A 24553-nucleotide genomic window follows, 5' to 3' on the forward strand; every position below is an offset into this window, starting at 1 on the left:
ACCGATAGTTTAATATCCCGGTTCTTGATAAGCAGGTTCTTCATAAGCAGGCTCTTGATAAGCAGGCTCTTGATAAGCAGGTTCTTCATAAGCAGGCTCTTGATAAGCAGGCTCTTGCGGTGGGTAATACTTCGGTTCAGGATTAGGATTGTAAGGCACGATCGCACCATCCTCATTCACAATCATCCCCCGAATAATCCTCTTAGGCTCCACCGGTTTCGCCTTAATACTGCCTTTGCGGCCCTCCAACTGCGGCAACTTTGGAAACTTCTCTACCGGCATTCCCTTAACAGCTTGACTCATAAAATCGCGCCAATTGTAAGCCGCCGTACCGCTAGTTCCCCAGGTGGGATAATTGTCATCATTCCCCAACCAAACGCCAGTCACCACTTGCGGAATGTAACCAATAAACCACAAATCCCGCACATTTTCCGAAGTACCAGTTTTGCCTGCTACAGCGCGATCGTTTAAAGCAGCAGGTCCCCCCGTACCCTCTTGCACAACGCCCTCCAACATCCAAGTCGTAATCGCAGCACTATCCTTATCCAAAACCCGTTTCGGTTTAAAATTAGCCTGATAAATCACATCTCCCCGCTGATTAATCACCCGCTTAATTCCGTGGGCTTCAATAAAATTCCCTTGGGCGGCTAAAGTACCGTAAGCATTGGTTAACTCCAGCAAATTAACCTCTGAAGAACCCAAAGCCAGGGAATAAATCGGACTCAATTTAGACTTAATCCCCATATCGTTGGCTAATTTTATCGCCGGTTCAAACCCCACATCCATCAACACCTTCACAGCTACGACATTCACCGAGCTCGTCAAAGCATCAGAGATCGATCGCCAACCGCTAAATTTTTTGCCATAATTATTCGGTTGATAGCCGTCGATAATAATTGGTTCGTCTTCGTAACTGTCATAGGGAGAAAAACCAGCCGCCATCGCTGCGGCATAAACCAACCCTTTAAACGTCGATCCGGGCTGCCGCAAAGCCTGCGTAGCACGGTTAAACTGACTTTCCTTAAAATTTCCGCCACCCACCAGCGCCTTAACTTCGCCCGTCTTAGTGTCCATAGAAACTAAAGCGGCCTGTTCAAAACCCTGACGGCGACCATCAACTTCGATCGCATCTTTAACCACCTTTTCCGCTATTTTCTGCCACTTCAAATCCACCGTCGTCTCGACAGTCAAACCGCCCGCTTCCAAAGCATCCTGAGAAACATAGCGCGGCAATTCCTTCCGAATGTAACTAGCAAAATAAGGCGCCACTACATTAAATCGCTTCGGCGGACTTGGTTTAACCGCTATAGGTTCCGCCATTGCCTCCTTCGCCTGAACCTCTGTAATGACCTTCGCTTCCTGCATTTCTTGTAGCACAAGATTGCGGCGTTTCTTAGCCATATCCGGATTAACTAAAGGCGAATATTCGCTCGGTGCCGGCGGCAAACCCGCCAAAGTTGCCATCTCTGCCAAAGTTAATTTATCGACTGTTTTGCTAAAGAAAACCAAAGCTGCATCTGCCACTCCGTAGGCATCCGAACCCAAATAAACCAGATTTAAATATCTTTCTAAAACTTGGTCTTTACTCAACTCCCGCTCTATTTTCTGAGCTAAAAGAGCTTCCCGAACTTTCCGCCTAATACTTCTTTCCTGATTAAGAAAAACCACCCGAGCCAATTGTTGCGTAATTGTACTGCCGCCCTGCACTAAATCTCTCGCTACCAAATTAGAAACAATCGATCGCACAATACCTTGATAATCCACCCCGCGATGTTTGTAAAAACGGCGGTCTTCTATGGCAATAAAAGCTTGAACCAACTGTTCAGGAATTTCTTTAAGTTTCAGTTTATCTCTAGTTGCAGGCCCCGACTGCAACAAAATCGTATTATCTGCCGCCTTAATTGTCAGCGTTCCGTCGCGGTTAAACGCTGACAAATCGTTAACATCCGGCAAACCTTTGTCTAAGGTATACAAAATCCATAAACCGTAGATTAAAGCGCCCCCGCCTATACTGGCAACACCTAAACTTATCCAAAATCTAGGCGGGCGGGAGATCCGTTTTTTAGTATTTTCCTGCGGTGCGCTATTTTCCTGTAGTGCCGTATTTCTCGGGAGTTCGGTGTTCTGCGATTCGCTATTTTCAGGCAATTCGCTACTATCCGATTTTTGGGGTGATTTAGTTCCCAGCAAACTTGATCCCGGCCGCAACAATTCTTTTCCCTTGGTTTGCAAGCTGGTAACTTGAGGTTCAATTTCCAACCAAGCAATTAAGCGCTTCAACCCTTCCCACTCGCGCTTGACTATTGGATATCTATCGTATTCTGGTTCTAAATATTCTGATTCTAAATATTCTGATTCTAATTCCGACTCTTCTAGAGGTGCAGCCTCTTCTGATACCACATACTCCGATCTTTCCGCCGTTGTCCCTCTATAAAATTCCGCCTCCGATTTCGGCGAGTTGAGCTTATTGCCCTTCGCAGGCTTCGGCGGTTCTCGATCGGAATTACCGCTTATTGCGTTAGTGACTTTGCTCAATGTATCTTTGATATTTGAGAAAAATTCTGCCACGTTCAGACCTTCAAACCTCATCAAGTCCGATTAAAAATTAAAAATTTAAAAAGCTAGCATTCTTAAATTCTTAATTTTTAATTCGACATTTTTTATTGAATAACACGCTGCCTTGAATTAGATTTTTTGAATTAAAAAGTTTTTAATTCAAAACTCCAAATTCAAAACTTTTCTTAACGCTGCAGAGCTTGGTATTTTTTTGAGAAGTGAATTATATTTTTTGTATTCAAAATTTTTTAACTCAAACCTCAAAACTCTGCTTAACTCGCATGACCCAGTGCCAAGGCTGCTACCAGCATACCCAAAACCAGGAAAGGCTGAGCACTTGCCTGATATTTAACATCATTTTCCAGGGGATTACGCAAAAAGTACATATCCTGAAAAGTAATTTGGGGAATTATCAGCAGTAGCAGAATGACAGCGTAAAGGTTTTGGTGGATGCTGATCAGGTAGCCTGCAATCCCAGCTTGAAATATGTCGATCATCAACACGCAAATCCAAGCTGCGGTGCTAATGCCAAACATCACTGGCAAAGATTTTAACCCTAATTGCCGATCGCCTTCCACACTTTTGAAATCATTGACGATCGCAATCCCCAGCCCTGCCAAACTATAAAACAGGGTCAAGATCATAATGGTGGGATCTAGTGTACCAAACAAAGCTTGACCAGCCCACCAAGGCAGGGCAATATAGCTAGCACCCAGGGCATAATTTCCCAACCAGCCATTCTGCTTGAGTTTCAGCGGGGGCGCAGAGTAGATATAAGCTAGAAACGCGCCGCCGAGAGTCAAAACCGTCATTATTGGGAATTCATGACCCGCCCACAAGTCTAGAGCATAAGCCACCCCAATGCCAGCCGCTAATAATACCAAAATTTGCGTTACTACTTGGGGAATCGAGATAATACCGGAGGGAATCGGACGGTAGGGCTCGTTGATGGCGTCGATGTCGCGATCGTAAAAATCGTTCAAAGTTTGAGTGTACCCGGTCAGCAACGGCCCTGACATCAACATACAAGCTGCTGCGATCAAGAAATTCTCTAGGTTCCAAACATAGTTTCCAGAAGACGCCGCCCCGCACACCACGCCCCAAATTAGGGGAATCCAGGTAATCGGTTTCATCAATTGCAAGCGAATCTTCCAGATGGAAGTTTCCCCGCTAGCGGCCCCTTTCATGCCCAACAGTTGCCTAGTTTTGGCACTGCGGTTTTCGGTAGCAGCACTTTCCGGTGCTGCTTCTGGGGAGATTTGGGATGGAGGAGAGTCAGACATAATTTGATGTTAGCGGTACTGCTACTATTGTGTCGTTTTGCATTTCAATAATAATTCAGATAGCTTACCACTGATATTTAAGGCAGATTCTTGAAAACTTACCCTGGTTTGGAGTTGATGCTAGGGAAAAGTACGAGTTTCACAATATATTGAAATATCATTATTTTTTGTAAATGTCAAGAGGATAAATACTTTTTTTATAATTTCGCTGAGCCCGCCTGCTGGGGGAGATTTTTGCCAACAGGTGCATTTAATGTCAATTACCAGGAGGCGATCAAGTTTTTTGCCATACTACCCTTGAATCATCTCATCTGGCAGAAAATCAATCCATTTTAGATTTTATATTTTAGATTTTAGAAATGTTACCGCTTCTTTGATCCAGTTTAAATTGCCATTTAAGCAAGTGCAGGAGAATTACCACCAGATTACTCTCTCAACTCCGGCTTTCACTTGGCCCCATGTCTTCTATTTCTGCAATCAGATTTTCCCAGTTAATGTTTTAAAAGTCGCGAACCCGCAACTTTTCCACACTGGTTTCCCTCCATCTCAGGTAATATGTATCATACAAGTTTTGTCGGTCAACTTCTAATTTTGTTGGCATAAGCGTTTGGTGCTAACCACTGCAAATTAACAAATATGGCGATAGGAATCAAAAGGCAGTCCCGTCCGTCGCTTGACTTCGACAACTGATTTGTAAGCGCCTTTTCTCTGCCTTTCTCTAACTATTTTTTCCGCAACATATCGATCTAAACCGCTGGCGATTAACTCTTCCGGCGAAAGAATATTTAACCGTTTCCAAGTAAACTGCGATTCTTTTTGATAATTGTAGCTGAAGCAAATCATTGGGGCGATTCGTCTGACGTGACTTTCGGGAACTCCGGCTATTTGTGATAACTCTTCGGCGTAGGTAAAAATGTAGCCTTCGTTTTGCAAAGATTCAATATCGTTGGCGTAGACGATCGGCAAACCCAAGATTCTGACCATATCGTCTTTGGTACACTCGTTAATATCTATTTTGCCGCGCACGTTTGCCAGTTCTTCGGCATTCGTCGCACTCGCCGGAACCAGTAAACCTCTGGGTGCGGTTTTGATCAGATAGCGCTTTTTCAAACTAAAAGCAGTGACAATTTGAGCAATCCACACGATCGTACCCAAATTAGTTGAAGAAGATACCGCTAGTGCTGCTAAAGTAATGCCAACACCCCATCCCATCCAACTACGAATATTTGACTTTTGGCCTGCATAGGCGATCGCCAATCCGCCGAAATAGGGAATAAAAGCATACCACACCCAGTTTGGAGTTTGACGCAGCCAGTATAAATCTTGAGACACTTTAATTTTATCCTTAAATAGTTGTGTTCTCACACTTTCTTATGTCACTCCCACTTTCTTAATAGTGGGCTTTCTTCTTCCTTCTTCCTGACATCCGTTACATCCGTTACAAAATCCGTTGCCGAACTTCCTTCTTAATTACAATTCTCGCAGCAATTTTTGGCGTTTTTCTTCATATTCTTCGGCGGTAATTGCGCCCATATCGTAAAGTTTTTTCAATTCGCCGATCGCCCCGGTTACATCTTTTGCCGCTCTGAGGACATACCCAGATGGCAACGTGCCGCCATTGTACTGAACCTGAAAAGCTTGTTCCGACATCAGCAGCAGCCCGAGAAAATCGAAAAACGCGATCACGAACGGAATTAATGTCCCAGAAAATAGCAAGTATAATACCCCTGCTAAGTTATTGCCCAAATAAAATTTGTGAATTCCGAAACCTCCTACAAAGAAAGCTAACAGAACTGCTACGGTTTTATCTTTTACCATTTTTACTTTCCCCAGTTTTTTATTTTAACTTCCGCCATTGACTTTGAATGCACGACCTTGAACAATCGAGGTAAGTAATTTTACTAATTTTTACTCATTTGTTTGGGTTTTTGCGAAACTTAGACATCGCAAAATACAGTAGAACTATACCGGCTTGAGCTTGTAGAATGACCAAGTAGCCTCTCAAGAAATAATTTAGTTCGCTGCCTGAATTGAGAGAAAATATTAAAATGCCCAAGGCTGCGTAGGGTGCGAAACGCATCCAACTCGGCGTTCCCTCTAAGTTGCGGCTGTTCAAATTGCTCATGGGTTTAAGCCTCATCCTAAATTAAAATTTAGCTATAAATTAGCCGGATTGTCAACTTCCGCTTGGTGCGATCGCCCGGGTGAGTCTCTCAATCATCAGCCGACAAGATATTACTTCCATGTTAAACCCTGTTTTTCCGCTCAAGTAAGGAACCGGGGCCCGTCGAGCTGGAGCTGTGGCTGATATTACAGATTAGGGTGAAGCCGCCCCTAATGAAATTCCGGTTATTTTACCGGACTACATATCAGGGGCGCACCGAGCACCCTACTGCTGTTTTTGGCAAGAGTCGATCGCCCGCACGAAAACTGTCAAAAAAAACTCGGTTAATTCACAATTATTAACAACCGTCCGAATTAACTTGCGCCGCCGCCCAAAAGAAACAGACTCAGGAGAGTACCGCTGTTCCAAAGACTGTGGAGAAGCATAGGAGCAAGGAGATTGCGAGATCGCGTGTACACAAACCCCAAAACCGCACCCAAAGTCGCCAAAGGCAGAATTTCAGAGACACTCAAGTGAGCCACAGCAAACAAGAAAGCAGAAGCGGCGATCGCCCCCCAAACAGGCAAATAGCGAGTCAGAGAAGGCAGCAGAAAGCCCCGAAACACAATTTCCTCAAAAACCGGAGCCGCGATCGCAGCAGTGCCGAAAAACACCACCAAAGCCACGTTGTCCCTACCTTCGAGAACGATCGGCAAAATAGGATTACTGCCACCTTGTCCCTGCCACAATTGCTGATTGATCAGCGACACCAAAACTACCAAAGGCAAAGCAACAAAATAGCCGCCAAAACCCCACAAAAACCAACTTCCCCGCCAATTAATCCGAAACCAACCTTCCGGCAAAGGCAAAAAAGATTTGACCGAAAAATACAGTACCGAAAGCCCCCCACTCGACAGCAACAAATAAGTAGCAAAGATATAAAAAGCCTTGTCGCGCGGGTTAAAAGTAGCTGGATTGAGTTTTAAAACAGCCAGAGAAACTGGCAGTAACAAATAGGGAATCAAGATTTGGCCGACAAAGAAAAAGCCGACCACAAGTACCTGCCAAACAATCTCGCCGTCCCAAGGCACATCCCAAGTCAAGCTCGCATTTCGCGCCAAAACCGGGCCGGAACCTGCTGTATCTAACTGCTTCCGCTGCAACAACCACTGCACGGTCAAACCAACCAGCAAAACCGTGCCAATACAAAGTGCGATCGCCGGAACGCCAACTATAATTGCCAACTTTTCTACAGCTTGCTCTGCCGTTACTTGCTCTGCTGCTTGCAGCGCCGCCAGCTCTTTAGAACGTTCTTGCAACTTGTAAAGTTGAGCGAGAGCGCGATAGCGAAACCAGCCATCCAAAGACTTTTGAATGCGCGGCTCGGCATCCGGCAGCAGTTGAGCCGGATTGCTCCAAATTCCCGTTAAAACTTGAGCAGTTACCACCGAAGAATCGTCATCACTTTTAGTTTTGTAGCGCTCAACTAAATTTTTCCAAGTTTGGAGAGCTGCCTCAGTTTTGCCACTGCTTGCCTGCAAAATTCCCAATCGCAAGTCAAGTTCGTTTAGCAGCGCTGACTGTTGCTTAATCGACTCGGACGCCGCCTTATTTTGAGCTAAATTCAGAGTATTATCAGCCGACTTGGAGGCGATAGCAGACTGAATTACTTTAACTTGTGATTGAGTTGTTTCGAGAGTTTTGCGAGTCGAGTCTCGCGCTTCTTGATATTGCGTCAAAGCCGTATTTAAAGGATCTGCACCGACAATATTGTTGCGCGCCGAACTTAAATTAGCACTCTGATTATTTTCTCCTTGCCACTCCGAGGCGTGCAGCAGCAAATTTGTCTGGTAGAGTTCCAGCCGGCTTTGAATTTGTGGCTGATTCCAACTAGCAAGTAAAGATAAACCGACCAGGGCGATCGCGATCGCCGTTAAAATACCTAAAATAACCCGCTTCAGTGTCATTCCTCGTTTTCCGTCCCGCGCGAATCCGTGGCTAAGTCTTTTCCGTCTCTAATCATAGGCGTTTGCAGCCGAGAGTATCCCGACAACTGGTAAAATTTCACTGGCTCATCTTTTTGACTCGCCTCGCACCCGAAGACTGGGTAAGGCGTGCACCGCGCACCCGAAGTGCGGTAACAGGCTAAATCTAAAATCTAAAATCTAAAATCTAAAATCGAATGACTCGCATTATCTTAGTCCGTCACGGCAAAAGCACTTACAATCAAGAACGCCGCATCCAAGGCCGCCTCGATAAATCAATTTTGACAGAAGCAGGCCGCAGCGCCGCCCTGCAAGTAGGCGACACACTCAGCAGTATCGCCTTTGATGCCGCCTATACCAGTCCTCTACAACGAGCCAAAGAAACAGCGGAAATCATCCTGTCGCGCTTGACAAATCCGCCACAACTCCAACCAACTGATAATTTGATGGAAATCGATTTGCCTCTGTGGGAAGGAATGCTGCGCCAAGATGCGATCGACAAATTCCCCGAAGCATATCAGCAGTGGCAAAGACAGCCAGACAAATTTTCCATGAAACTGCCATCTGTGGATGGCGAAATCGAACACTTCCCCGTATTGGCAATTTTTGCTAACGCCCGTCATTTTTGGCAAGAACTTTTATCGCGCCACCGGGACGGCACAATTCTAGTAGTAGGTCATAACGGAATCAACCGCGCTCTCATAGCTACAGCATCAGAAATTAACCCGAATTACTACCAATCTATTCAGCAGTCAAATTGCGGCATTAGCGTCCTTAATTTTGGATATTCCCCTGTTACCACCGACGAGCCAGGAGAGCCAAAAAAGAAAGTTCCGGTTCAATTAGAATCCCTGAATTTAACTTCCCATACCGGGGAAATTTTTCCCAAACCGAGAGACGGACACCAAGGCCCGCGCTTGTTGCTGGTGCGTCACGGCGAAACCGACTGGAATAAAGCAGGTAAATTTCAAGGGCAGATTGACGTGCCTCTCAACGATAACGGCCGCGAACAATCCCGGCGGGCGGCAGAATTTCTCAAGGATGTAAAATTAGATTTTGCTATTAGCAGTTCGATGCTGCGCCCGAAAGAAACTGCGGAAATTATTCTCAAATATCACGGCGGTTTGCAACTGGAACTGCGCGATGAGTTGAGAGAAATCAGCCACGGACTTTGGGAAGGAAAATTTGAATCGGAAATCGAACAATCCTATCCGGGTTTGCTACAGGAATGGAAAACATCTCCTGAAACAGTCCAAATGCCCGAAGGAGAGAATTTGCAGCAAGTTTGGCAGAGAGCGATCGCATCTTGGCGAGAAATCGTACAATCAGTTTCTGGTACTGGGATTGTCGTTGCTCACGACGCCATTAACAAAGCGATTCTCTGCCATCTATTCGGTTTGGAACCCGAACATTTCTGGAAATTCAAACAAGGAAACGGAGCCGTTAGCGTGATTGATTATCCCCACGGCCCCGATGGTTTGCCGGTATTGCAGGCAATGAATGTCACAACTCATTTGAGCGGCGGCGTTTTTGACAAAACAGCAGCCGGAGCACTGTAATCGGTAAAGTGCTGGGGGCGAACTCGTAGCGGAAGGAACGCCCACCGCTACGCTTCGCCCGCCTGAAAAATGTTTGAATTTTTATAGCAACCGCGCCCGACGCTTAGGAAGTTCTTAATTCCTGAAACTAATGCGGTGGATTGCTTCTTCCTTCTTCCTTCTTCCTTCTTCCTTCTGTTATATGAGCCGCGAACTGCTACAAAATGTACGGGTGCTAGATCCAGTTTCAGGGAGCGATCGCATCGCTGATATTCTGATTACTGAAGGTGATATCAAAGCAGTTGAGGAAAAAATTGCTGAGTTTCCCTCAGACACGGAAGTGCGGGATTGCCGGGGACTGATTTTGGGGCCGGGGTTAACTGATATCTACAGTCACAGCGGAGAACCGGGTTTTGAGGATCGGGAAACCCTGGAATCTTTGATGCAGGCTGCAGCGGCTGGGGGTTTTACGCGAGTGGCGATTTTGCCGGATACCTCGCCACCTGTTGACAATTTGGCCAGTTTAGCTTTGTTGCAGCAACATATCCGCAATTTGTCGCCCGGGCTGCCCCGCTTGTATTTTTGGGGCGCGCTGACCGCGGGCGTTAAAGGGCAGCAGATGGCTGAGTTGGGCGAGCTGGCCTCCTGTGCAGTGGTGGGTTTTGCGGACGGTTCGCCGCTGTCTAATCCGGCTCTGGTGAGGCGTTTGCTTGAGTATATCCAGCCTTTGGGCAAGTCTGTGGCTTTGTGGCCGTGCGATCGAACTTTGGCAGGAAAGGGCGCGGCGCGGGAGGGTGCGGTGTCGGTGCGGTTGGGTTTACCAGGAATTCCGGCGAGTGCGGAAACTTCGGCTTTGGCGGCAATCTTGGAGTTGGTGGCATCTGCGGGCACTCCGGTACACATTATGCGCGTTTCTACAGCGCGCAGCGTGGAATTGATTCGGGATGCGAAGGCGCGGGGTTTGCCCGTGACTGCGAGTGTGACTTGGATGCACTTGCTGTTGAATGTCGGGGCCATTTCAGGCAACTCTCAAGATTCCGGCGGAAAAAATGCTCTGACTGGTTCGTTAGCCTACGATCCGAATTTACGCCTAGAACCGCCGTTGGGCAATCTCAGCGATCAATTAGCGTTGATTCAAGCTGTGAAAGATGGGGTAATTGATGCGATCGCAATCGACCACAACCCGCATACTTATGAGGAGAAAACTGTGGCTTTTGCTGATAGTCCGCCCGGGGCGATCGGCTTGGAATTAGCTTTGTCTTTACTATGGCACGGACTGGTAGAAACTGGCGATTTTTCGGCTTTAGAACTGTGGCGAGTTTTGAGTACCCTGCCGGCCGTTTGTCTCGGACAAACCCCCGCCACGGTTGCACCGGGAGCCTCTGCTGAGCTGATTTTGTTCGACCCGCAAATGAGTTGGACTGTTGACGGGTCAAGTCTGAAGTCGCGATCGGCAAATACGCCTTGGTTAGGACAGCAATTAGCGGGAAAAGTTGTGCAAAGCTGGATTTATTGACCCTTGCGATTGAAATTCATCTGTTGTAGAACAGGCATCTTGCCTGTTTCTCAAAGTAGAACAGGCATCTTGCCTGTTTCTCAAAGTAGAACAGGCATCTTGCCTGTTTCTGGGAATGCTGGATCAGGTGACTCAGAAAAGAAGATAAATACATGATTGCTGCTTTTGATTCGTGGAAGTCCCCACCGCAAAACCTGACATTGGATCTGGGCGAAATTCATGTTTGGCGCGTCTCTCTGGCTCAAACAGAATCTTGCTTGCAGAGTTTACAACAGACTCTCTCTACAGACGAGCAGACAAAAGCCGAGGGTTTTCACTTTCCCAAAGGTCGATCGCAATTTATTGTGAGTCGTGGGGCGCTGAGAGCGATTCTGAGTAGCTATCTTAACATAAATTCTCACATTTTGCGCTTTGACTACAATCCCTACGGCAAACCCTCTCTCATCGCCGCCCAAGGTGGAAATACCCTCCGTTTCAATTTGTCTCACTCAGGGAACATGGCTCTAATTGCGATTACCAAAAATCGAGATATTGGTGTCGATATTGAAAGCATAAATTCCCACTTTCCTTGCCTGGAAATTGCGGAAAAGTTTTTTTCCCCCTTAGAAAATTCTGTGTTGCTTTCGGTTCCAGAACATCTTCAATCCCGCGCGTTTTTCACCTGCTGGACTCGCAAAGAAGCCTACATTAAAGCCGTTGGTAAAGGACTTTCTATTCCCCTAAATCAGTTTGATGTCAGCCTCGCACCAGGAGAACCTGCCGCGCTGTTAAATGTTGAAGACAACCCCCAAGAAGCATCGAGATGGTCTTTAATGGAATTAATTCCGAGTTCAGATATGGTCGCGGCTGTTGCGGTTGCAGGAGATTTCTCGAAACTTCATTGTTGGCAGTGGACGGGGGAGTTTTGATTTATACTGAGATGTTGCACCATTATCAATAAGCTTTTTATAAACAGGCTTTTCGGCCTGTTCCACAAGAAAATTCACTCTTTGTGGAACAGGCCGAAAAGCCTGTTCTTGAGAATGGTGCAAGATGTGAGTTTATACCGATCGCCCAGGGTAAAAGACAACGGCAACTGTCGCTGGAATAGCTCTACTGGTGGCACCTCCAAGCTATTGTATTGCACACCCTCCATAGACCAATAAGGAGATAACATTTTTTTGTCCTTATTTGTCTATTCGACTGCAATTTGTCACTCTACAACTGATTTAATAATTTAACCAAATCGATAGCCGAACCCGCGTACCGTAATGATATATTCCGGTTGGGCTGGATCTATTTCCAACTTTTCGCGCAGCCAGCGGATGTGAACGTCAACTGTTTTGCTGTCTCCGATAAAATCTTGACCCCAAATTTTTTCCAACAACTGATCGCGAGACCAAACTCGCCGGGGATAACTCATAAATAGTTCTAGTAAGCGAAACTGTTTAGGAGAAAATTTCACTTCCAGACCACGAACCAACACGCGGCACTCTTCAGGATACAGAGTTATGCTCTTATATTGCAGCGTCCTCGGTTCCGGTAACCTACTGAGGCGCTGGCGCCGCATCAGCGCCCGACAGCGAGCGATAAACTCCCGCATTCCAAAAGGCTTGGTCAGATAATCATCCGATCCGGCTTCTAGGTAAAAAGCGCAATTGTTGGCACTTCCTCTAGCACCGATAATCAAAATAGGGACGGGATTTCCTTGATGCCGTAACATTCGACACAGATCCAAACCGTTAATTGAATCCATAATTAACAGGTTAAAGGCAAATTCACCGTGGTATGACGAAGAAGCCTGTACAGAAGGCAGAGCGTTGCGCCCGTCGCTAGTAACCACCACCTCATAGCCCTGTTCTTTAAGGGCTAAAGCTAGCATTTCCCGCAACAGATCTTCACCTTCCAATAACAAGATACGGCCGGCTTGTCCAACAGCCAACCTTGAAGGACTTTCGCTTAATTCAGCAGAAGACATAAATATCAGTGGGAGTGATGTTTGTATGTGGCTAGCGCGAGGTACCTTCTTCAGTAGCTGAGGCACTCTCGCGCTGCGATCGCTTGTACGATCGCCATTTGTTCAATCGCTTAGAATCCTTCGCCAGTCCATCCCACAGACACGCGCTCGACCTTTGCTACTTGCTCATGCAAGGAATACAGCCGTAGAGCAGTTGCCGGAACCGCGCTGTCTGCCTGCGTCCAGGCCACAGAAGTCTGGTCATTTTTCGGGGTCGGTGTTAAATTCATAAAACATTGCCCGCTGTTAATTGACCACGTAACACCCAATCTAGAGGGATATGCTTGTTATACTACTCTTAAAAGGTTATTAAAAGGTAAAGTTTTGGCCATCAAGTGGTTAAATTATTAACGTTAAGTAATATAACGGTAAAGTTGCGAGCGCACTTTAGAGCTTTTTTTAAGAATACAATAATAAGTTGGTCGAAATTCCTTTTTCTTCCCGTGCCGGCTACGATCGACGATAGCAAGTAAAAATTCTGTAGACTGCCTATCATGTTGCTACATTTGAGTACCTGGCCCGAGGTAGAAGCTTATCTCGAAAGCTCGCGAGGCATAATTATCCCGATCGGCTCCACCGAACAGCACGGGCCCACCGGCTTGATCGGGACTGACGCCATTGCTGCCAAGGCGATCGCCGGCGGTGTCGGCGAAGCTGCCAATGCCTTAATCGGCCCGACAATTAATGTAGGGATGGCCTTGCACCACACCAGCTTTCCCGGCACAATCAGCCTCCGACCACAGACCCTGATACTGGTAATCAGGGATTACATCACATCTTTGGCAAAAGCGGGATTTGAGAAATATTTTTTCATCAACGGTCACGGCGGCAACATTGCCACGATGAAAGCAGCATTTTCCGAGACTTACGCGCATTTGTCTGACTTAAATTTACCGAATGCCGATAAAATCCAGTGTCAAATCGGCAACTGGTTCATGTGCGGTTCAGTCTACCAACTAGCAAAAGAATTATACGGAAACCAAGAAGGTTCCCACGCCACCCCCAGCGAAATCGCCTTAACCCAGTACCTTTATCCAGAAGCAATTAAGCAAGCTCCGCTTTCGGAAGAAGTCGCTTCCGGGCACAAAATTTTCGGTGGTGCTGACTTCCGCCGCCGATTTCCCGACGGGAGAATGGGTTCAAATCCGGGCTTAGCAACCCCCGAACAAGGTCAGCAGTTTTACGAATTAGCAGTCAAAGAATTGACTAACAATTATTTGGAGTTTGTAAGTTCCGATTAACGTTTTTAATTCTAGTTACCCGGAAACTCCTGGTAACGAGTAAAAATCTCAAACTCTTCTATATTTTACGCTTATGAGTGAGTCAGCGACATGATATTTCATATAAATTCCGGCTGCACCGGAATGATATCAAACCCTTGCTTCATTCGTCGGGCATAAAGTCGAATCCCGAGGCCAACCACTAATTCGCGCAATTTTCATTTTTTTGACTCACAGTCAACAGTCAACAATCACGGACGCTGCAACCGGAATCGATATCATCTATCTAAGAAAGGGTATATCTCCCGATTAACCACCGGGAGAATATCAAAACTATTCCACAATCCAAGGAGTTAAACAAGGTGTCCAAGCACTCAATTCTTCTTCCTTGAACCAAAGGCTAATTTCCGCACGGGCAGTCTCGACAGCATCAGAACCGTGAATCAGATTACGGCCGACATTGACAGCAAAATCGCCCCGAATTGTCGCTGGTTCTGCATTCAGAGGATTCGTGGCGCCAATGATTTTTCTCGCCGACGCCACAACGCCGTCGCCTTCCCAAACCATCGCCACTACAGGGCCTGAAGTGATAAAGTTTACCAATCCAGCAAAAAATGGTTTTTCTTTGTGAACATCATAATGTTGTTCCGCTAGTTCTCGACTCGCCGTCATTAGCTTCATACCAACTAGCTTAAAGCCCTTGGCTTCAAAACGACCGATAATTTCGCCGACGAGTCCGCGCTGTACGCCGTCGGGCTTAATCGCTAAAAAAGTCCGTTCCAAGATTAACTCCTATAATTGTGTTAACTGACCCAAAAGATAGAGTAACTCACAACGCACCTAAAGGCAATTCTGAGAATGGGAAATTGTCATTTGGAGGCTTATAGCCGCCCGAAGAAGCAATAAGGAATAAGAATAGGGAAGAGAAAAGAGGGAAGAAGCAATAAAAGCAAGGGTTAAAGAAACCGGGTTTGTCATAAAAATTTTTGTTGAGCAGCTATGAATCTCCGAAGAAATCTGGTTTCGAGACTTCTATGCGTCTAGGACTGATTTGCATGGATCACCGCGATTTTGTAAAAGGCATTTTTTAGCAGTGCGAACAGGATGCTCACTTGCCCATAGAAGTTAATCATCCTTTAAATTATCGGTAAATAATCAAACTCTTGTGGGGTGGCTTTGAGCAACGCCTGAAATATGCAATCTAAATTTAGAACATTTTATCTCTAGGCAACAAGATGCTCGAACTTCTGGCACAATATGATACAAGTCACTGTTTCCTGTGACTGCCAACACTCTTACCTATGATCTCAAATACAACTATATATGATAATACACACAATTCTTTAGGCGCTAAAATATAGATAATTAACGGAGATATGAAGATGATCTTGACAGCAACCATTCAGGCGAAAAAAGTATGAAAGGTATTGTAGCATTCATTGAATCCAAAAAGCAAGAGTTTGCAAAATTGCCCTTGTTTGACTTTCTAGCCAATAAACACATTCACGCGAATCAACGACTAATTTTTGCACCTGTACTCGCTCCTTTGGCTGTGGGATTGAGCGATTTAAATAAATATGTGCTCCGAGAATCTTCTAGTAATAACAAAGTTCAGGAACTCATTAATAAATATACTTATAAAAAAAACTATTATTGGCACGACTATCTAGAATACCTAGAGGAACTGGGCTTAAACCAATTAATGAGTTACGGGGATTTCAGACTGCTTTGGGGTGAAGAAACTAAAAAAACTCGATCGCTTTGTTCAGTGATCGAACGCTACGCTTGGAAAGCTTCTCCCATTCAGAAACTGGCGTTAGTGGAAATCCTCGAAGGCACTGCCCAAGTTTTTTTTGATGCGGCGCTAGCAGTGGTAATGGAATTACAGCAAATTAACCAAAAAGAATCTGTTGATTTTGGAGGATCTTATGGGGGTTTAGAAAATTATCACCTTTTAAACACGCCAGAGATGTTGCAAATTTTAGCAGAGATCAAACTTACAGATGCGGAATACCAAGCAGCTTTAGAATTAGCACAAAATTTATTTGAACTGTTCACAGAAGCGATGAACGAGCTGTTCAGACACAGCCAAACAAATTCTTGCAAGACTGTGCTGCAAATATCTTCAATTTCTGCCTTCGCTCATTGCGCGATCGACTGTCTCGATATTTGTTAGTTTAAACAATCACTAAATTATCTCGGTGTACCGCCGTTTCTACGCCTGCATAGCCTAAAATCTCAGCAATTTTCTCTGATTTACAGCCCTGGATTTGTCTCAATTCTAAACTGCTATAATTCACAAGTCCTCTAGCAATTTGCTGGCCGGCTGCGTCGCACAACTGCACGGAATCATCAGCTTGAAATTCTCCTTCTACTTGAGCAATACCCGCTGCTAAAAGCGATTTTCCGCCGTGGGAAATTGCCTTTACAGCACCCGCATCTAAATATAGTTTTCCTGCTGGAATTAAAACGTTAGCTATCCAGTGTTTGCGAGCGTTTACAGGGCGCGGTTGAGGCTCGAATTGAGTACCGATCGACTCTCCGTTAAGTATTTTCTCGATATTACCAGGAAAGCAGCCGTCAGTGATGACAGTCCGCACTCCCGATGCAGTTGCTATTCTCGCAGCTTCAATTTTTGTCACCATACCGCCGGTTCCCCAACCGCTGCGGGAATCTCCTGTTTGCACCTGAAATTCTGTGAGCTGTGCCATACTTTGGACTAGGGCGATCGGCTGCGCGTCTGGATTGCTGCGCGGATCGGCGGAGTATAGCCGATCGACATCTGTGAGTACAAACAACCAATCTGCTTCTACCAAACTCGCTACTAGCGCCGAAAGGGTATCGTTATCGCCAAATTTGAGCTCGTCTACCGCCACAGTATCGTTTTCATTGACGATCGGAATCACGCCCAACCTGAGCAGTTGCTGAAAAGTATTGTAAGCATTAACATAACCGTTACGCTGCACTAAATCGCCCCTAGTGAGCAATACTTGAGCGATCGGCTGTTGCAGAGTAGTAAACAAGTCATCGTACACCCGCATCAGCCGCCCTTGGCCCACAGCCGCCACAGCCTGTTTCAGAGCAATGTTTCGCGGGCGTTCCGTCAAACCCAAGCGCGCGCAGCCCACCCCAACTGCACCCGAAGAAACCAAAACTACTCGATGGCCTTGCTGCCGCAAATCAGCTAAAATTTCGACCAATGCAGCAATAGTTGAAAGAGCTAAGTTTCCCGTAGTCGATCGAGTCAGAGTCGAAGTTCCAATTTTAACAACAATAGTTTTAGTCTGTTGTCTGTTGACTGTTGACTGTTGACTGTTGACTGTTGACTGTTGACTGTTGACTGTTGCCATTAGTTACTAATTCCTAATTACCAATTCCCAATGCCCTATGCCCAATTCCCGATGCCCAATTTTAATCTTTAATTTTCAGAGATGCCCCCAAAGCTTGAGAAACCCAAACTTCAAAAGAGCGTACCGGATACTTGCGAAGCGCATAGCCAGCATCAACCATTGGTTCCACTAAAATAGTGAACATACCCAAACGATTGCCTGCTAAAACATCAGTAAAAAGTCGATCGCCCACCATCGCCACCTGTTCCACCGGCAAATTCATTGCAGTCACTGCTGTTCGCAACTTGCGGCGCGACGGCTTAGCCGCACCCGTGATGTAAGGTAGATTCAAAGAATCAGCAATTCGACCGATCCGATTTTGACTTAAATTATTGCTCGCCAACCATAGCGATACCACGGGTTTAATTTCTTGCACCCACAAGCTGAGTTCAGGAGAAGCATTCATTGCCGTAATGGGAACGAGAGTTTCGTCCACATCCAACACTAATCCTTTAATCTGATATTTCTGCAGAATATCAGCCGTTAACTTCATGACTGAATCGCCTAGAACTAAGTCAGGCTGTAGTAGTTTACCCCAAGTCATAATGATTTTAGATTTTAGATTTTAGATTTTAGATTGAGAAATAAGAAATTGGGAGTTAAAGATTGACAAAGTAAAAAATCAAAAGTGAATAATTATTGCTTTTCCTTGGTTACTTTTGACTTTTTACTTTTTTATTAGTCATTGCCCATCTACTGACCCGATCGCACTTGTCGATCCACTTTAGCCACAGCAGCATCGTGTTCGGCCTGAGTGCGGCTAAAAATGTGAGTGCCGTCGTACCGCGCCATAAAATACAGGTATTCTGTATTTTCTGGAGCCAGAGTCGCCTCCAAACTTGCTATTCCCGGAGATGCGATCGGAGTTGGGGGTAGTCCTGGATTTATATAAGTATTGTAAGGAGAAGGCGTTTCTACTTGCTTAAAAGTCAGAGGCTTTTCCTTAGTTTGCCTGATGCCCAGAGCATATTCAACTGTCGGGTCAGATCCCAACGCCATACCCTTTTTCAGACGGTTGTTGAACACTCCAGAAATGCGGTTCCGCTCGGATGCAACCACAGCTTCTTTTTCTACAATACTCGCCAAAGTCACCCATTCTTTGAGAGAGAGCTTCGTATTATTCTGATTTTTTTGATATACCGGCAAAGCTGTCTGCTCGAAACGGGTGAGCATTTGTGTGATCGCAGCTTGAGGAGTAATTCTATCGCCGTCTAGCTGATAAGTATCCGGGTACAAAAAACCTTCCAAATGAGGCAATCCGCTCGGCAGCCAAGGGAATTGAGCGTAAGGAATTTGACTCGCGGCCGCCATAAACTCCTTAGCCGGGAAAAAACCTTGCGCTTCAAAATAAGCGCTCATTTGTTGCAGCGACCATCCTTCTGGAATCGTGAAACTCTGCTGTACGACTTCGCCCCTCCAAATTTTGTCAGCAACTGCACTCAGAGGCTGAGTCGGCGACAGTTGGTAAGTTCCTGCTTGAAAACCTCCCTCGCGGTTTTGCAGAGTCAGCCAGCGGGCCCACATATTCCATGCCGAGCTCGATCGAATCAACCCGGCTGCCTCTAAATCCCGGCCGATTTTTTGACTGGGAGTGCCCTCCGGGATTTGGATCGAAACTACAGCATCCTCTGGCGTGGAAGTTGACGTTTCAGCTATTTTAGGAGGCGCCGAAGCCCAGCTCCACCAAGCCCAGCCTTGCCAAGCGCAAACTCCCCAGATTGCCGGCAGCAACGCCAGATAAAACAACCATTTAGAGACTTGCGGAGTACCTTTTCGGCTCTCGCGCGCGCTGCCTTTTGTCATTTGTTCTTTATTCATAGTCCGTTGTCCTGGATAAGCGGCGGTTAACTAGCGACTCATGACTGATGACCTGCGATTGATGACCGAAAAGTTACGAATACAAGCCCTTTAAAAGACCCAATTCACGCGGCCCAATTCAAAAGCCCGATCGCGAAGGCAGAAGTGGCCATCTCGAAAAAGTTCGATCTGGCGAGCAGTTTACTGTTTTATAAAATAGTAAAAAATTCTGCTTTTTGCCATCAGGGCTTGTGCCTGCAATTAATATCTAATCAAGCTCGTCAAAGAACTGGTCTTCCAGCATAGGTAACATCGGTTCCAGCCTTTGGAACTCTTCTTCCGAAAGCAATTCTGGCTTGCCGTCGTCATCCATTCTAGCCAATATAAAGAACGGGTCGAGAGGCGTATAAATGGCATATTCCTGTTCTTCGTGGTAGAAGCTGGTCAGCCACATCAGTTCCTCGAATTCGGACTCCTCATCTGGATCGACATCAGATGCCATATCCTCTTCGGGAAATTCCGGCAATTCGCCAACAACAGTCAGCGTCACCGCCGTGCGCCGGAGCGTCAAGTTCTGCTCTTGCAGGACAACTTTAGCTGTATCAAAAATTTTGTCAATTTCGGTCTCGTCTTCTACAGGAATTGCAGCTTCGTCGTTATCGTCTCCCTGCCAAGTAAAAATTTCTACGGGTGAGTCAATCGGAAGCAGCAAAGCGTATTCTTGACCTTCGAGATTCATAGAATATTCTATGTTGCAAGTCAGCGATCGCCCAACTTCATCCGTCAGGGTGACGGACTCTTCGTTGGAATTGCCATTCTCTTTTTTGCGGTATGGGGATGAGGACATCGCGTGTATCTTATTTTCCGTCAATAATTCAGTAACGTTTGCTTGACAATGGGGAATTTTCGTGGCGATATTCTGGCTAAGTGGGCGATCGCCAGTCCACCAGCTTAAACCGCGAGACTCGCGGCCTTTTCCACAGGCGAGGAGTGCAGCGTTTAAATCTCAGTCGAGTCAGCAAGCGACACTGAGGACAAATCACGATTTGGTGCTTCTTCAGTACCGAGGTACAGCAGAATTTTCTCCAGTTTGTCAAGGGTTACAGGTGTGCGTAGCAAACTTGCACAACCAGGATATCACGCCTTTGTTACCAGCTATCAAGGATTGGGAAGGGCGGAGATATTTTGCCTCCGCTCGTCTAGCCACTGCTGCAAAATCAGGGCTGCTGCTTTGCGATCGATCGAACCCTTATTATTTTGCGACGGCGAAATCCCTGAAGCTTTCATCAATTCCTCTGCCTCAACCGAAGTCAGGCGCTCGTCCACATATTCTAGCGGGATCTCTAAGGCTGCGGCGATGCGATTCGCATATTTCTGCACCTGTCGGGCTTGAGCGCCCAATTCTCCGCTCAGAGAGTAGGGCAAGCCTGCCACCAAAATTTGTACTCTCCGCTCTCGCACCAGTTCTCGGAGATAAGCTACGTCTCGATCGAAGGACGATCGTACCAGTGTTGTAATGCCCGTAGCTATTAAACCGGTGCCGTCACACCCGGCGATGCCGACTCGTTTGAGGCCGATATCTAATCCCAGTGCAGAAATCCATAATTTATCGTTGGACATTATCAATCAAGCAATTTTAGATTTTAGATTTTAGATTTTAGATTTACTGTTTTTTGGCGTAAATAATCTTATTTAACGAACCGCGAAGACGCGAAGGACGCGAACAAAGAAGAGAAGAAAGTAAGAAGAAGATAGGTAATCTTAGGTTGATATCAATTAAAAGCAGAAGGGATATTTTGGGATTATGGCCGAAAAAAGGAATTTTTTGGATGATTAATTCTATTTTTTTCTGTCTTCTACCTTTTACCTTCTGCTTTCACTTATTAAGAATTGAATTCTCCTGGCCAGCCGCCGTCTAGAGGCAACTCTGGCAGATTTAAAGGCAAAATGCTGCTGCCATCAGTTGCTGCTGATTCGGAATTTTGGCCGCCCAAGGGGTTAACTTGATTCGTTTGACTGTTTCCTGAGTCAGTCAACAGCGGTTTTATCTCCGAGGATGCGGGCCCTGCTGCTGCTTCCCCCGCCATCGGGCCGAGCCAGGACATCCTGCCGGGTACGGGTTTGCGAGTTGGCTGGAAGCTTTGCAACATTTCTGATAGCTGGAGTCCTTCGAGAGAGACTAACTTGGACTCGCGCAATTTGTGCCACACAGATCGAGACATCAGCAAACTGTGTTCCACGCGCACTGCTCCAAATTGCTCTAAATAAGCTTCCCGTTCCGGCTGATAGTCAGCGGAAGCCAGTTGCAGGCTTTGAACTGGGAAATCTTGAACAAGGCGCGCCATCTGGGACAGGAGTTCTGGGTAAAGCCAAGTGTAAGCCGGGTGTACAGTCAACTGGGCGACGTGCGGTTGCTGGCCATTACGGGATAGCTGCACCTGAAAATAGCCGATCGCGGCTTTGCGCTGCGGTTCAAACACGTAGCCGCTGACTACCTCGGTTTTGCCCAGCCACTGTCTGACACCTTCGACTAAAGCGCCGAAAAAACTGGTTTTGAAATCTTGAATGTGCCGATCGAATACTTGGCGCACCAGGGGCGGCATAGACGCGGTATCCAGTTGGTAGAGCAACTGAGCGTCTGCGTTGCTGACCGGCAGCAGATTGGGCAAATCTGGGGTCGAGGAAGCCATTTCTTGCAGGCGTTCTGGGGCGATCGTCCAGTATGTCATCTGGGCCAAAGGCTGAAACCCGTTCTGCCGATACAAAGCCAAGGAAGTTTTGTCGCCGACATTCACTTCCAACAGCCACGTCCGCGCCTCCCAGACTGCCTCAAAGCAGTACCGCAGCAGCATGGAACCAATTCCTTTGCTGCGGGCTTCCGGGTCTACTCCTATGCGATCGATCCGCCAAGTGCTGCGGGTGCGGTTGAAAGGAGAAATCTGAATTATGCCCTTAACGCTCCCCTCTTCTTCGGCAACGTGGGCACGGAACAGGGACTGACAAGGGTTGGGAAACAAGCTAAAAATCTTTAGTAGTCCGTACCAGCGACGAATCTGCTGCAACTTTCTACCTAATACCACGTCGCAGCTTCCGCCCTTGCTGTTTTCTGGCTCTTCGGCTGTTTCCGCGCACAGTTGTTCCATCACCTCGATGTCGCGATACTGAAACGGGCGAATCACAACCTGGTTTTGGTTTTGGGAGGGAAATGAAGTCATAGCATACAAGTGGAGAATGGAAATTTAAAAATAAAAATTCAGAAAGGGGAAGAGTTAGAGAAGTTTTGAGTTTTGAATTGGTAAATTTTGATTTCAAAACTTATAACTTTTGATTCTTCTCCCTTTCTTGCGCGATCGAAAATTAAAAATTTCAAATCATCTTTTTGAATTTTTAATTTTCTGTTTTCAACTCAAGATTTTTGTTGCAGAGGTCGAATTACAACGACTGGTGTGCGCTCGTCAGCATTCCCGGCGGGGTTGCTTCGCAAGGCTTGCTCTAAGAATGTTACCGATAAATCGGAGGTCGCTGCTAATATCTTAACTGCTTTCAAGTCATTAGCGTCTACGATCGCCGCCGCAAGTCCGGTTTCTCGTTGAATTTCTTCTACAACTTGCTGAGGATTGTCCGGGCCTAGGACAATAAATTGGTCGAAGGGAGGCAAAGTCCCCGTAACGTCGTCGATGAGCCTGGCTTGTTCCCCTGCTAGTTGGTAAAAGACTCCCGGTTTGCCGAATATTTTGGCCACAGCGCCGATCGCAAAAGCTGCTACTACGCGCCAAGGGCCAACTACATCAACCAACGTCTGCATCCCGCAAGCCGTGGCCAAACTCGACGTGGGCAAGAAAAACAAACACACTCGCTTTGCCGCCCATCCGGGTTTGACTTCGCTGGGATGGCGGTAGCGTCCCTGCATCAAAGCTAGGGGAGTTTCTGCCAGGGCGACAATATCGCCTTTCTGGGCGCGCGGCAGCACGTACCGTTTGACAATTTCGACTGGATTGTCCAATTCCGCCAGTATGTGAGTGCGAATGGGCAAGACTTCTGCAACTCCGACATTTCTGGCGATGGGTACGGTGTCGGAGTTAGGAAATTGCAGGGGGACTACTACGTTACGGACTTTGGGGATGCGCCCGCCCGGGCCGTAAGTGACGAAGTGTACTTGCACCCAAGCTGACTGCAATTTGGTTAAATCTTGCCCTTGAATGTCTACAGAAACTTTAATTTTTGTGTTTTTTTGGGCTTTAACAATATAGCCGAACCAGTAATCGTCTGCTCTGGCTGCTGCCTCTTTGTGGCAAGGAATCACCTTTGTCTGGGAAGTAACGCCATCTAAACTTCCGTCAGACAGCAGTTTCACCTGCGCCCGCACTTCCGGCAACATAATCTCAAACCGCTGTGTCAGGTTGCGGAACTCCATTTCCCCGACTAAAAGATAGCGGTTGGGTTCCGAGATGGCTAAGTGCCATTCTCCGGCTGTTAGTTCTAGTTTATTTGGACTTCCAGTCCGGCGATAGTTCAACTCTAGGCCTAACCCGCCCAATGCTAGCAGCGAACCGGCTGCTGCGACTCCTGTTGCTAAAGTCTCGATCACTCTAATTACCGCCCATAATAATTTCTGTTTACTTTAGTCGATCTCTGTCACTTCGATCGACGATCCGGTAGTAATTGAAGTTTTGGGGGTTGTTGGGGGCGATCGAACTTATGCCCAATTACACGTAAGTGCGATCGTCTCTGGTGGCTACAGTGGTTAAGTTGCTGTTCAAAAAGCTCTCCTCGTGAGTTAGATCACTCCAAAATCTGACCTTGCTTAATCAGGGTATGAAAAAATTTAGTTGAGAATCCCGAATCTTTGTGGATACTGGTTTCTATGACTTGCATATTTAGCCTTTCCTATCCTAAATCAGCAACGTCTACAAAACAAATTACTTAATTCAATAGTAGGAATTTTTCTAAAATATATATTGTATATTTTTTTAGAGGTTAATTTATAAGCAAGAACTCCACATGTTTTAGAAGATTTATTAATCATTTAATCTGTAAAAAAATCTGTATACATGAGTTATTTTTGGCTCGCTCATACCAATTTAATATGAAACTGCATAGAATAGGGCTTCAAGAATAAAATTGTAAGATGACAACGAACAGATTTCCTCAGGAGTGATTTTTTCAAGA

General features: G+C 46.3%; 20 protein-coding genes. 5 read left to right on the top strand and 15 right to left on the bottom strand.

All coding sequences use genetic code 11. The features are described from left to right. Window positions 1-9: 9 nt before the first annotated feature. The 6 genes from QUB25_RS21830 to QUB25_RS21855 all read right to left on the bottom strand — a co-directional run bounded on the left by QUB25_RS21830 (window position 10) and on the right by QUB25_RS21855 (window position 7910). Window positions 10-2589: a PBP1A family penicillin-binding protein gene (locus QUB25_RS21830; protein ID WP_333186021.1), complete on the bottom strand. Its 2580-nt coding sequence runs from the start codon at window positions 2587-2589 to the stop codon at window positions 10-12. Between the two features lie 239 nt (window positions 2590-2828). Beyond that, window positions 2829-3839, bottom strand: coding sequence for a chlorophyll synthase ChlG (gene chlG, locus QUB25_RS21835; RefSeq protein WP_333035306.1), 1011 nt, complete (start codon window positions 3837-3839; stop codon window positions 2829-2831). 627 nt (window positions 3840-4466) lie between these two features. Beyond that, entirely contained in the window at window positions 4467-5204 is a 738-nt protein-coding gene (locus tag QUB25_RS21840; RefSeq protein WP_333186025.1) for a helix-hairpin-helix domain-containing protein, read from the bottom strand. Between the two features lie 105 nt (window positions 5205-5309). Then, the gene (locus QUB25_RS21845; protein ID WP_333035309.1) at window positions 5310-5657 is read right to left on the bottom strand and encodes an NINE protein; all 348 of its coding nucleotides are present in this window, start codon (window positions 5655-5657) and stop codon (window positions 5310-5312) included. A 94-nt stretch (window positions 5658-5751) separates the two neighbouring features. Continuing rightward, window positions 5752-5964, bottom strand: a complete 213-nt coding sequence (locus QUB25_RS21850; protein WP_333067199.1) for a hypothetical protein — start codon at window positions 5962-5964, stop codon at window positions 5752-5754. A gap of 353 nt (window positions 5965-6317) precedes the next feature. After that, on the bottom strand, window positions 6318-7910 hold the full coding sequence (locus tag QUB25_RS21855) for a CPBP family glutamic-type intramembrane protease (RefSeq protein WP_333186028.1): 1593 nt from the start codon (window positions 7908-7910) through the stop codon (window positions 6318-6320). Between the two features lie 215 nt (window positions 7911-8125). Between QUB25_RS21855 and QUB25_RS21860 the strand changes: the two genes are divergently transcribed. From QUB25_RS21860 to QUB25_RS21870, 3 genes are all read left to right on the top strand, one after another. Beyond that, a complete protein-coding gene (locus QUB25_RS21860) occupies window positions 8126-9487 on the top strand; it encodes a histidine phosphatase family protein (RefSeq protein WP_333061481.1) in 1362 nt (453 codons plus the stop codon). A gap of 181 nt (window positions 9488-9668) precedes the next feature. Beyond that, window positions 9669-10982 carry a dihydroorotase gene (locus QUB25_RS21865; RefSeq protein WP_333186031.1) on the top strand — a complete coding sequence of 438 codons (1314 nt, stop codon included), beginning with the start codon at window positions 9669-9671 and terminating at the stop codon, window positions 10980-10982. Between the two features lie 152 nt (window positions 10983-11134). After that, window positions 11135-11890 carry a 4'-phosphopantetheinyl transferase superfamily protein gene (locus QUB25_RS21870; protein WP_333186035.1) on the top strand — a complete coding sequence of 252 codons (756 nt, stop codon included), beginning with the start codon at window positions 11135-11137 and terminating at the stop codon, window positions 11888-11890. A 308-nt stretch (window positions 11891-12198) separates the two neighbouring features. Here the strand turns inward: QUB25_RS21870 and QUB25_RS21875 are convergent, their stop codons facing one another. Next, window positions 12199-12939, bottom strand: a complete 741-nt coding sequence (locus QUB25_RS21875; protein ID WP_333061476.1) for a response regulator transcription factor — start codon at window positions 12937-12939, stop codon at window positions 12199-12201. Window positions 12940-13472: 533 nt separating this feature from the next. Here QUB25_RS21875 and QUB25_RS21880 point away from each other — a divergent pair. Further along, window positions 13473-14219 (top strand): creatininase family protein, encoded by a 747-nt coding sequence (locus QUB25_RS21880; RefSeq protein WP_333186039.1) that lies wholly within the window; start codon window positions 13473-13475, stop codon window positions 14217-14219. Window positions 14220-14531: 312 nt separating this feature from the next. Here QUB25_RS21880 and ndk read toward each other — a convergent pair whose 3' ends face one another. After that, window positions 14532-14981, bottom strand: a complete 450-nt coding sequence (gene ndk, locus QUB25_RS21885) for a nucleoside-diphosphate kinase (protein WP_333035325.1) — start codon at window positions 14979-14981, stop codon at window positions 14532-14534. A gap of 634 nt (window positions 14982-15615) precedes the next feature. On the opposite strand from ndk, the gene QUB25_RS21890 reads away from it, so the two are divergent. Next, on the top strand, window positions 15616-16374 hold the full coding sequence (locus tag QUB25_RS21890) for a hypothetical protein (RefSeq protein WP_333061473.1): 759 nt from the start codon (window positions 15616-15618) through the stop codon (window positions 16372-16374). Window position 16375: 1 nt separating this feature from the next. Here QUB25_RS21890 and proB read toward each other — a convergent pair whose 3' ends face one another. The 7 genes from proB to QUB25_RS21925 form a co-directional block, all read right to left on the bottom strand. Further along, entirely contained in the window at window positions 16376-17548 is a 1173-nt protein-coding gene (gene proB / locus QUB25_RS21895; RefSeq protein ID WP_333061472.1) for a glutamate 5-kinase, read from the bottom strand. Between the two features lie 61 nt (window positions 17549-17609). Next, window positions 17610-18131, bottom strand: a complete 522-nt coding sequence (locus QUB25_RS21900) for a YqeG family HAD IIIA-type phosphatase (RefSeq protein ID WP_333035333.1) — start codon at window positions 18129-18131, stop codon at window positions 17610-17612. Between the two features lie 149 nt (window positions 18132-18280). Continuing rightward, complete coding sequence (gene mltG, locus QUB25_RS21905; RefSeq protein WP_333186041.1) at window positions 18281-19405, bottom strand: endolytic transglycosylase MltG; 1125 nt, start codon at window positions 19403-19405, stop codon at window positions 18281-18283. A gap of 247 nt (window positions 19406-19652) precedes the next feature. Beyond that, a complete protein-coding gene (locus tag QUB25_RS21910; protein WP_333035336.1) occupies window positions 19653-20231 on the bottom strand; it encodes a DUF3727 domain-containing protein in 579 nt (192 codons plus the stop codon). Between the two features lie 311 nt (window positions 20232-20542). Then, entirely contained in the window at window positions 20543-21004 is a 462-nt protein-coding gene (gene ruvX / locus QUB25_RS21915) for a Holliday junction resolvase RuvX (RefSeq protein WP_333186044.1), read from the bottom strand. A 263-nt stretch (window positions 21005-21267) separates the two neighbouring features. Then, window positions 21268-22599 (bottom strand): GNAT family N-acetyltransferase, encoded by a 1332-nt coding sequence (locus tag QUB25_RS21920; RefSeq protein ID WP_333061466.1) that lies wholly within the window; start codon window positions 22597-22599, stop codon window positions 21268-21270. Between the two features lie 191 nt (window positions 22600-22790). After that, window positions 22791-23972 carry a F420-0:Gamma-glutamyl ligase gene (locus QUB25_RS21925; RefSeq protein ID WP_333061463.1) on the bottom strand — a complete coding sequence of 394 codons (1182 nt, stop codon included), beginning with the start codon at window positions 23970-23972 and terminating at the stop codon, window positions 22791-22793. Between the last annotated feature and the right edge of the window lie 581 nt (window positions 23973-24553).

It is taken from the genome of Microcoleus sp. B3-D7 (assembly GCF_036705305.1).
GTDB lineage: Bacteria > Cyanobacteriota > Cyanobacteriia > Cyanobacteriales > Microcoleaceae > Microcoleus.

Excerpts from the sequence above, each read along its gene's own strand:
- QUB25_RS21830 (WP_333186021.1), bottom strand. The coding sequence starts at position 2,589 with ATGAGGTTTGAAGGTCTGAACGTGGCAGAATTTTTCTCAAATATCAAA.
- chlG (WP_333035306.1), bottom strand. The coding sequence starts at position 3,839 with ATGTCTGACTCTCCTCCATCCCAAATCTCCCCAGAAGCAGCACCGGAA.
- QUB25_RS21845 (WP_333035309.1), bottom strand. The coding sequence starts at position 5,657 with ATGGTAAAAGATAAAACCGTAGCAGTTCTGTTAGCTTTCTTTGTAGGA.
- QUB25_RS21850 (WP_333067199.1), bottom strand. The coding sequence starts at position 5,964 with ATGAGCAATTTGAACAGCCGCAACTTAGAGGGAACGCCGAGTTGGATG.
- QUB25_RS21855 (WP_333186028.1), bottom strand. The coding sequence starts at position 7,910 with ATGACACTGAAGCGGGTTATTTTAGGTATTTTAACGGCGATCGCGATC.
- QUB25_RS21860 (WP_333061481.1), top strand. The coding sequence starts at position 8,126 with ATGACTCGCATTATCTTAGTCCGTCACGGCAAAAGCACTTACAATCAA.
- QUB25_RS21865 (WP_333186031.1), top strand. The coding sequence starts at position 9,669 with ATGAGCCGCGAACTGCTACAAAATGTACGGGTGCTAGATCCAGTTTCA.
- QUB25_RS21870 (WP_333186035.1), top strand. The coding sequence starts at position 11,135 with ATGATTGCTGCTTTTGATTCGTGGAAGTCCCCACCGCAAAACCTGACA.
- QUB25_RS21875 (WP_333061476.1), bottom strand. The coding sequence starts at position 12,939 with ATGTCTTCTGCTGAATTAAGCGAAAGTCCTTCAAGGTTGGCTGTTGGA.
- QUB25_RS21880 (WP_333186039.1), top strand. The coding sequence starts at position 13,473 with ATGTTGCTACATTTGAGTACCTGGCCCGAGGTAGAAGCTTATCTCGAA.
- QUB25_RS21890 (WP_333061473.1), top strand. The coding sequence starts at position 15,616 with ATGAAAGGTATTGTAGCATTCATTGAATCCAAAAAGCAAGAGTTTGCA.
- proB (WP_333061472.1), bottom strand. The coding sequence starts at position 17,548 with ATGGCAACAGTCAACAGTCAACAGTCAACAGTCAACAGTCAACAGTCA.
- QUB25_RS21900 (WP_333035333.1), bottom strand. The coding sequence starts at position 18,131 with ATGACTTGGGGTAAACTACTACAGCCTGACTTAGTTCTAGGCGATTCA.
- mltG (WP_333186041.1), bottom strand. The coding sequence starts at position 19,405 with ATGAATAAAGAACAAATGACAAAAGGCAGCGCGCGCGAGAGCCGAAAA.
- QUB25_RS21910 (WP_333035336.1), bottom strand. The coding sequence starts at position 20,231 with ATGTCCTCATCCCCATACCGCAAAAAAGAGAATGGCAATTCCAACGAA.
- ruvX (WP_333186044.1), bottom strand. The coding sequence starts at position 21,004 with ATGTCCAACGATAAATTATGGATTTCTGCACTGGGATTAGATATCGGC.
- QUB25_RS21920 (WP_333061466.1), bottom strand. The coding sequence starts at position 22,599 with ATGACTTCATTTCCCTCCCAAAACCAAAACCAGGTTGTGATTCGCCCG.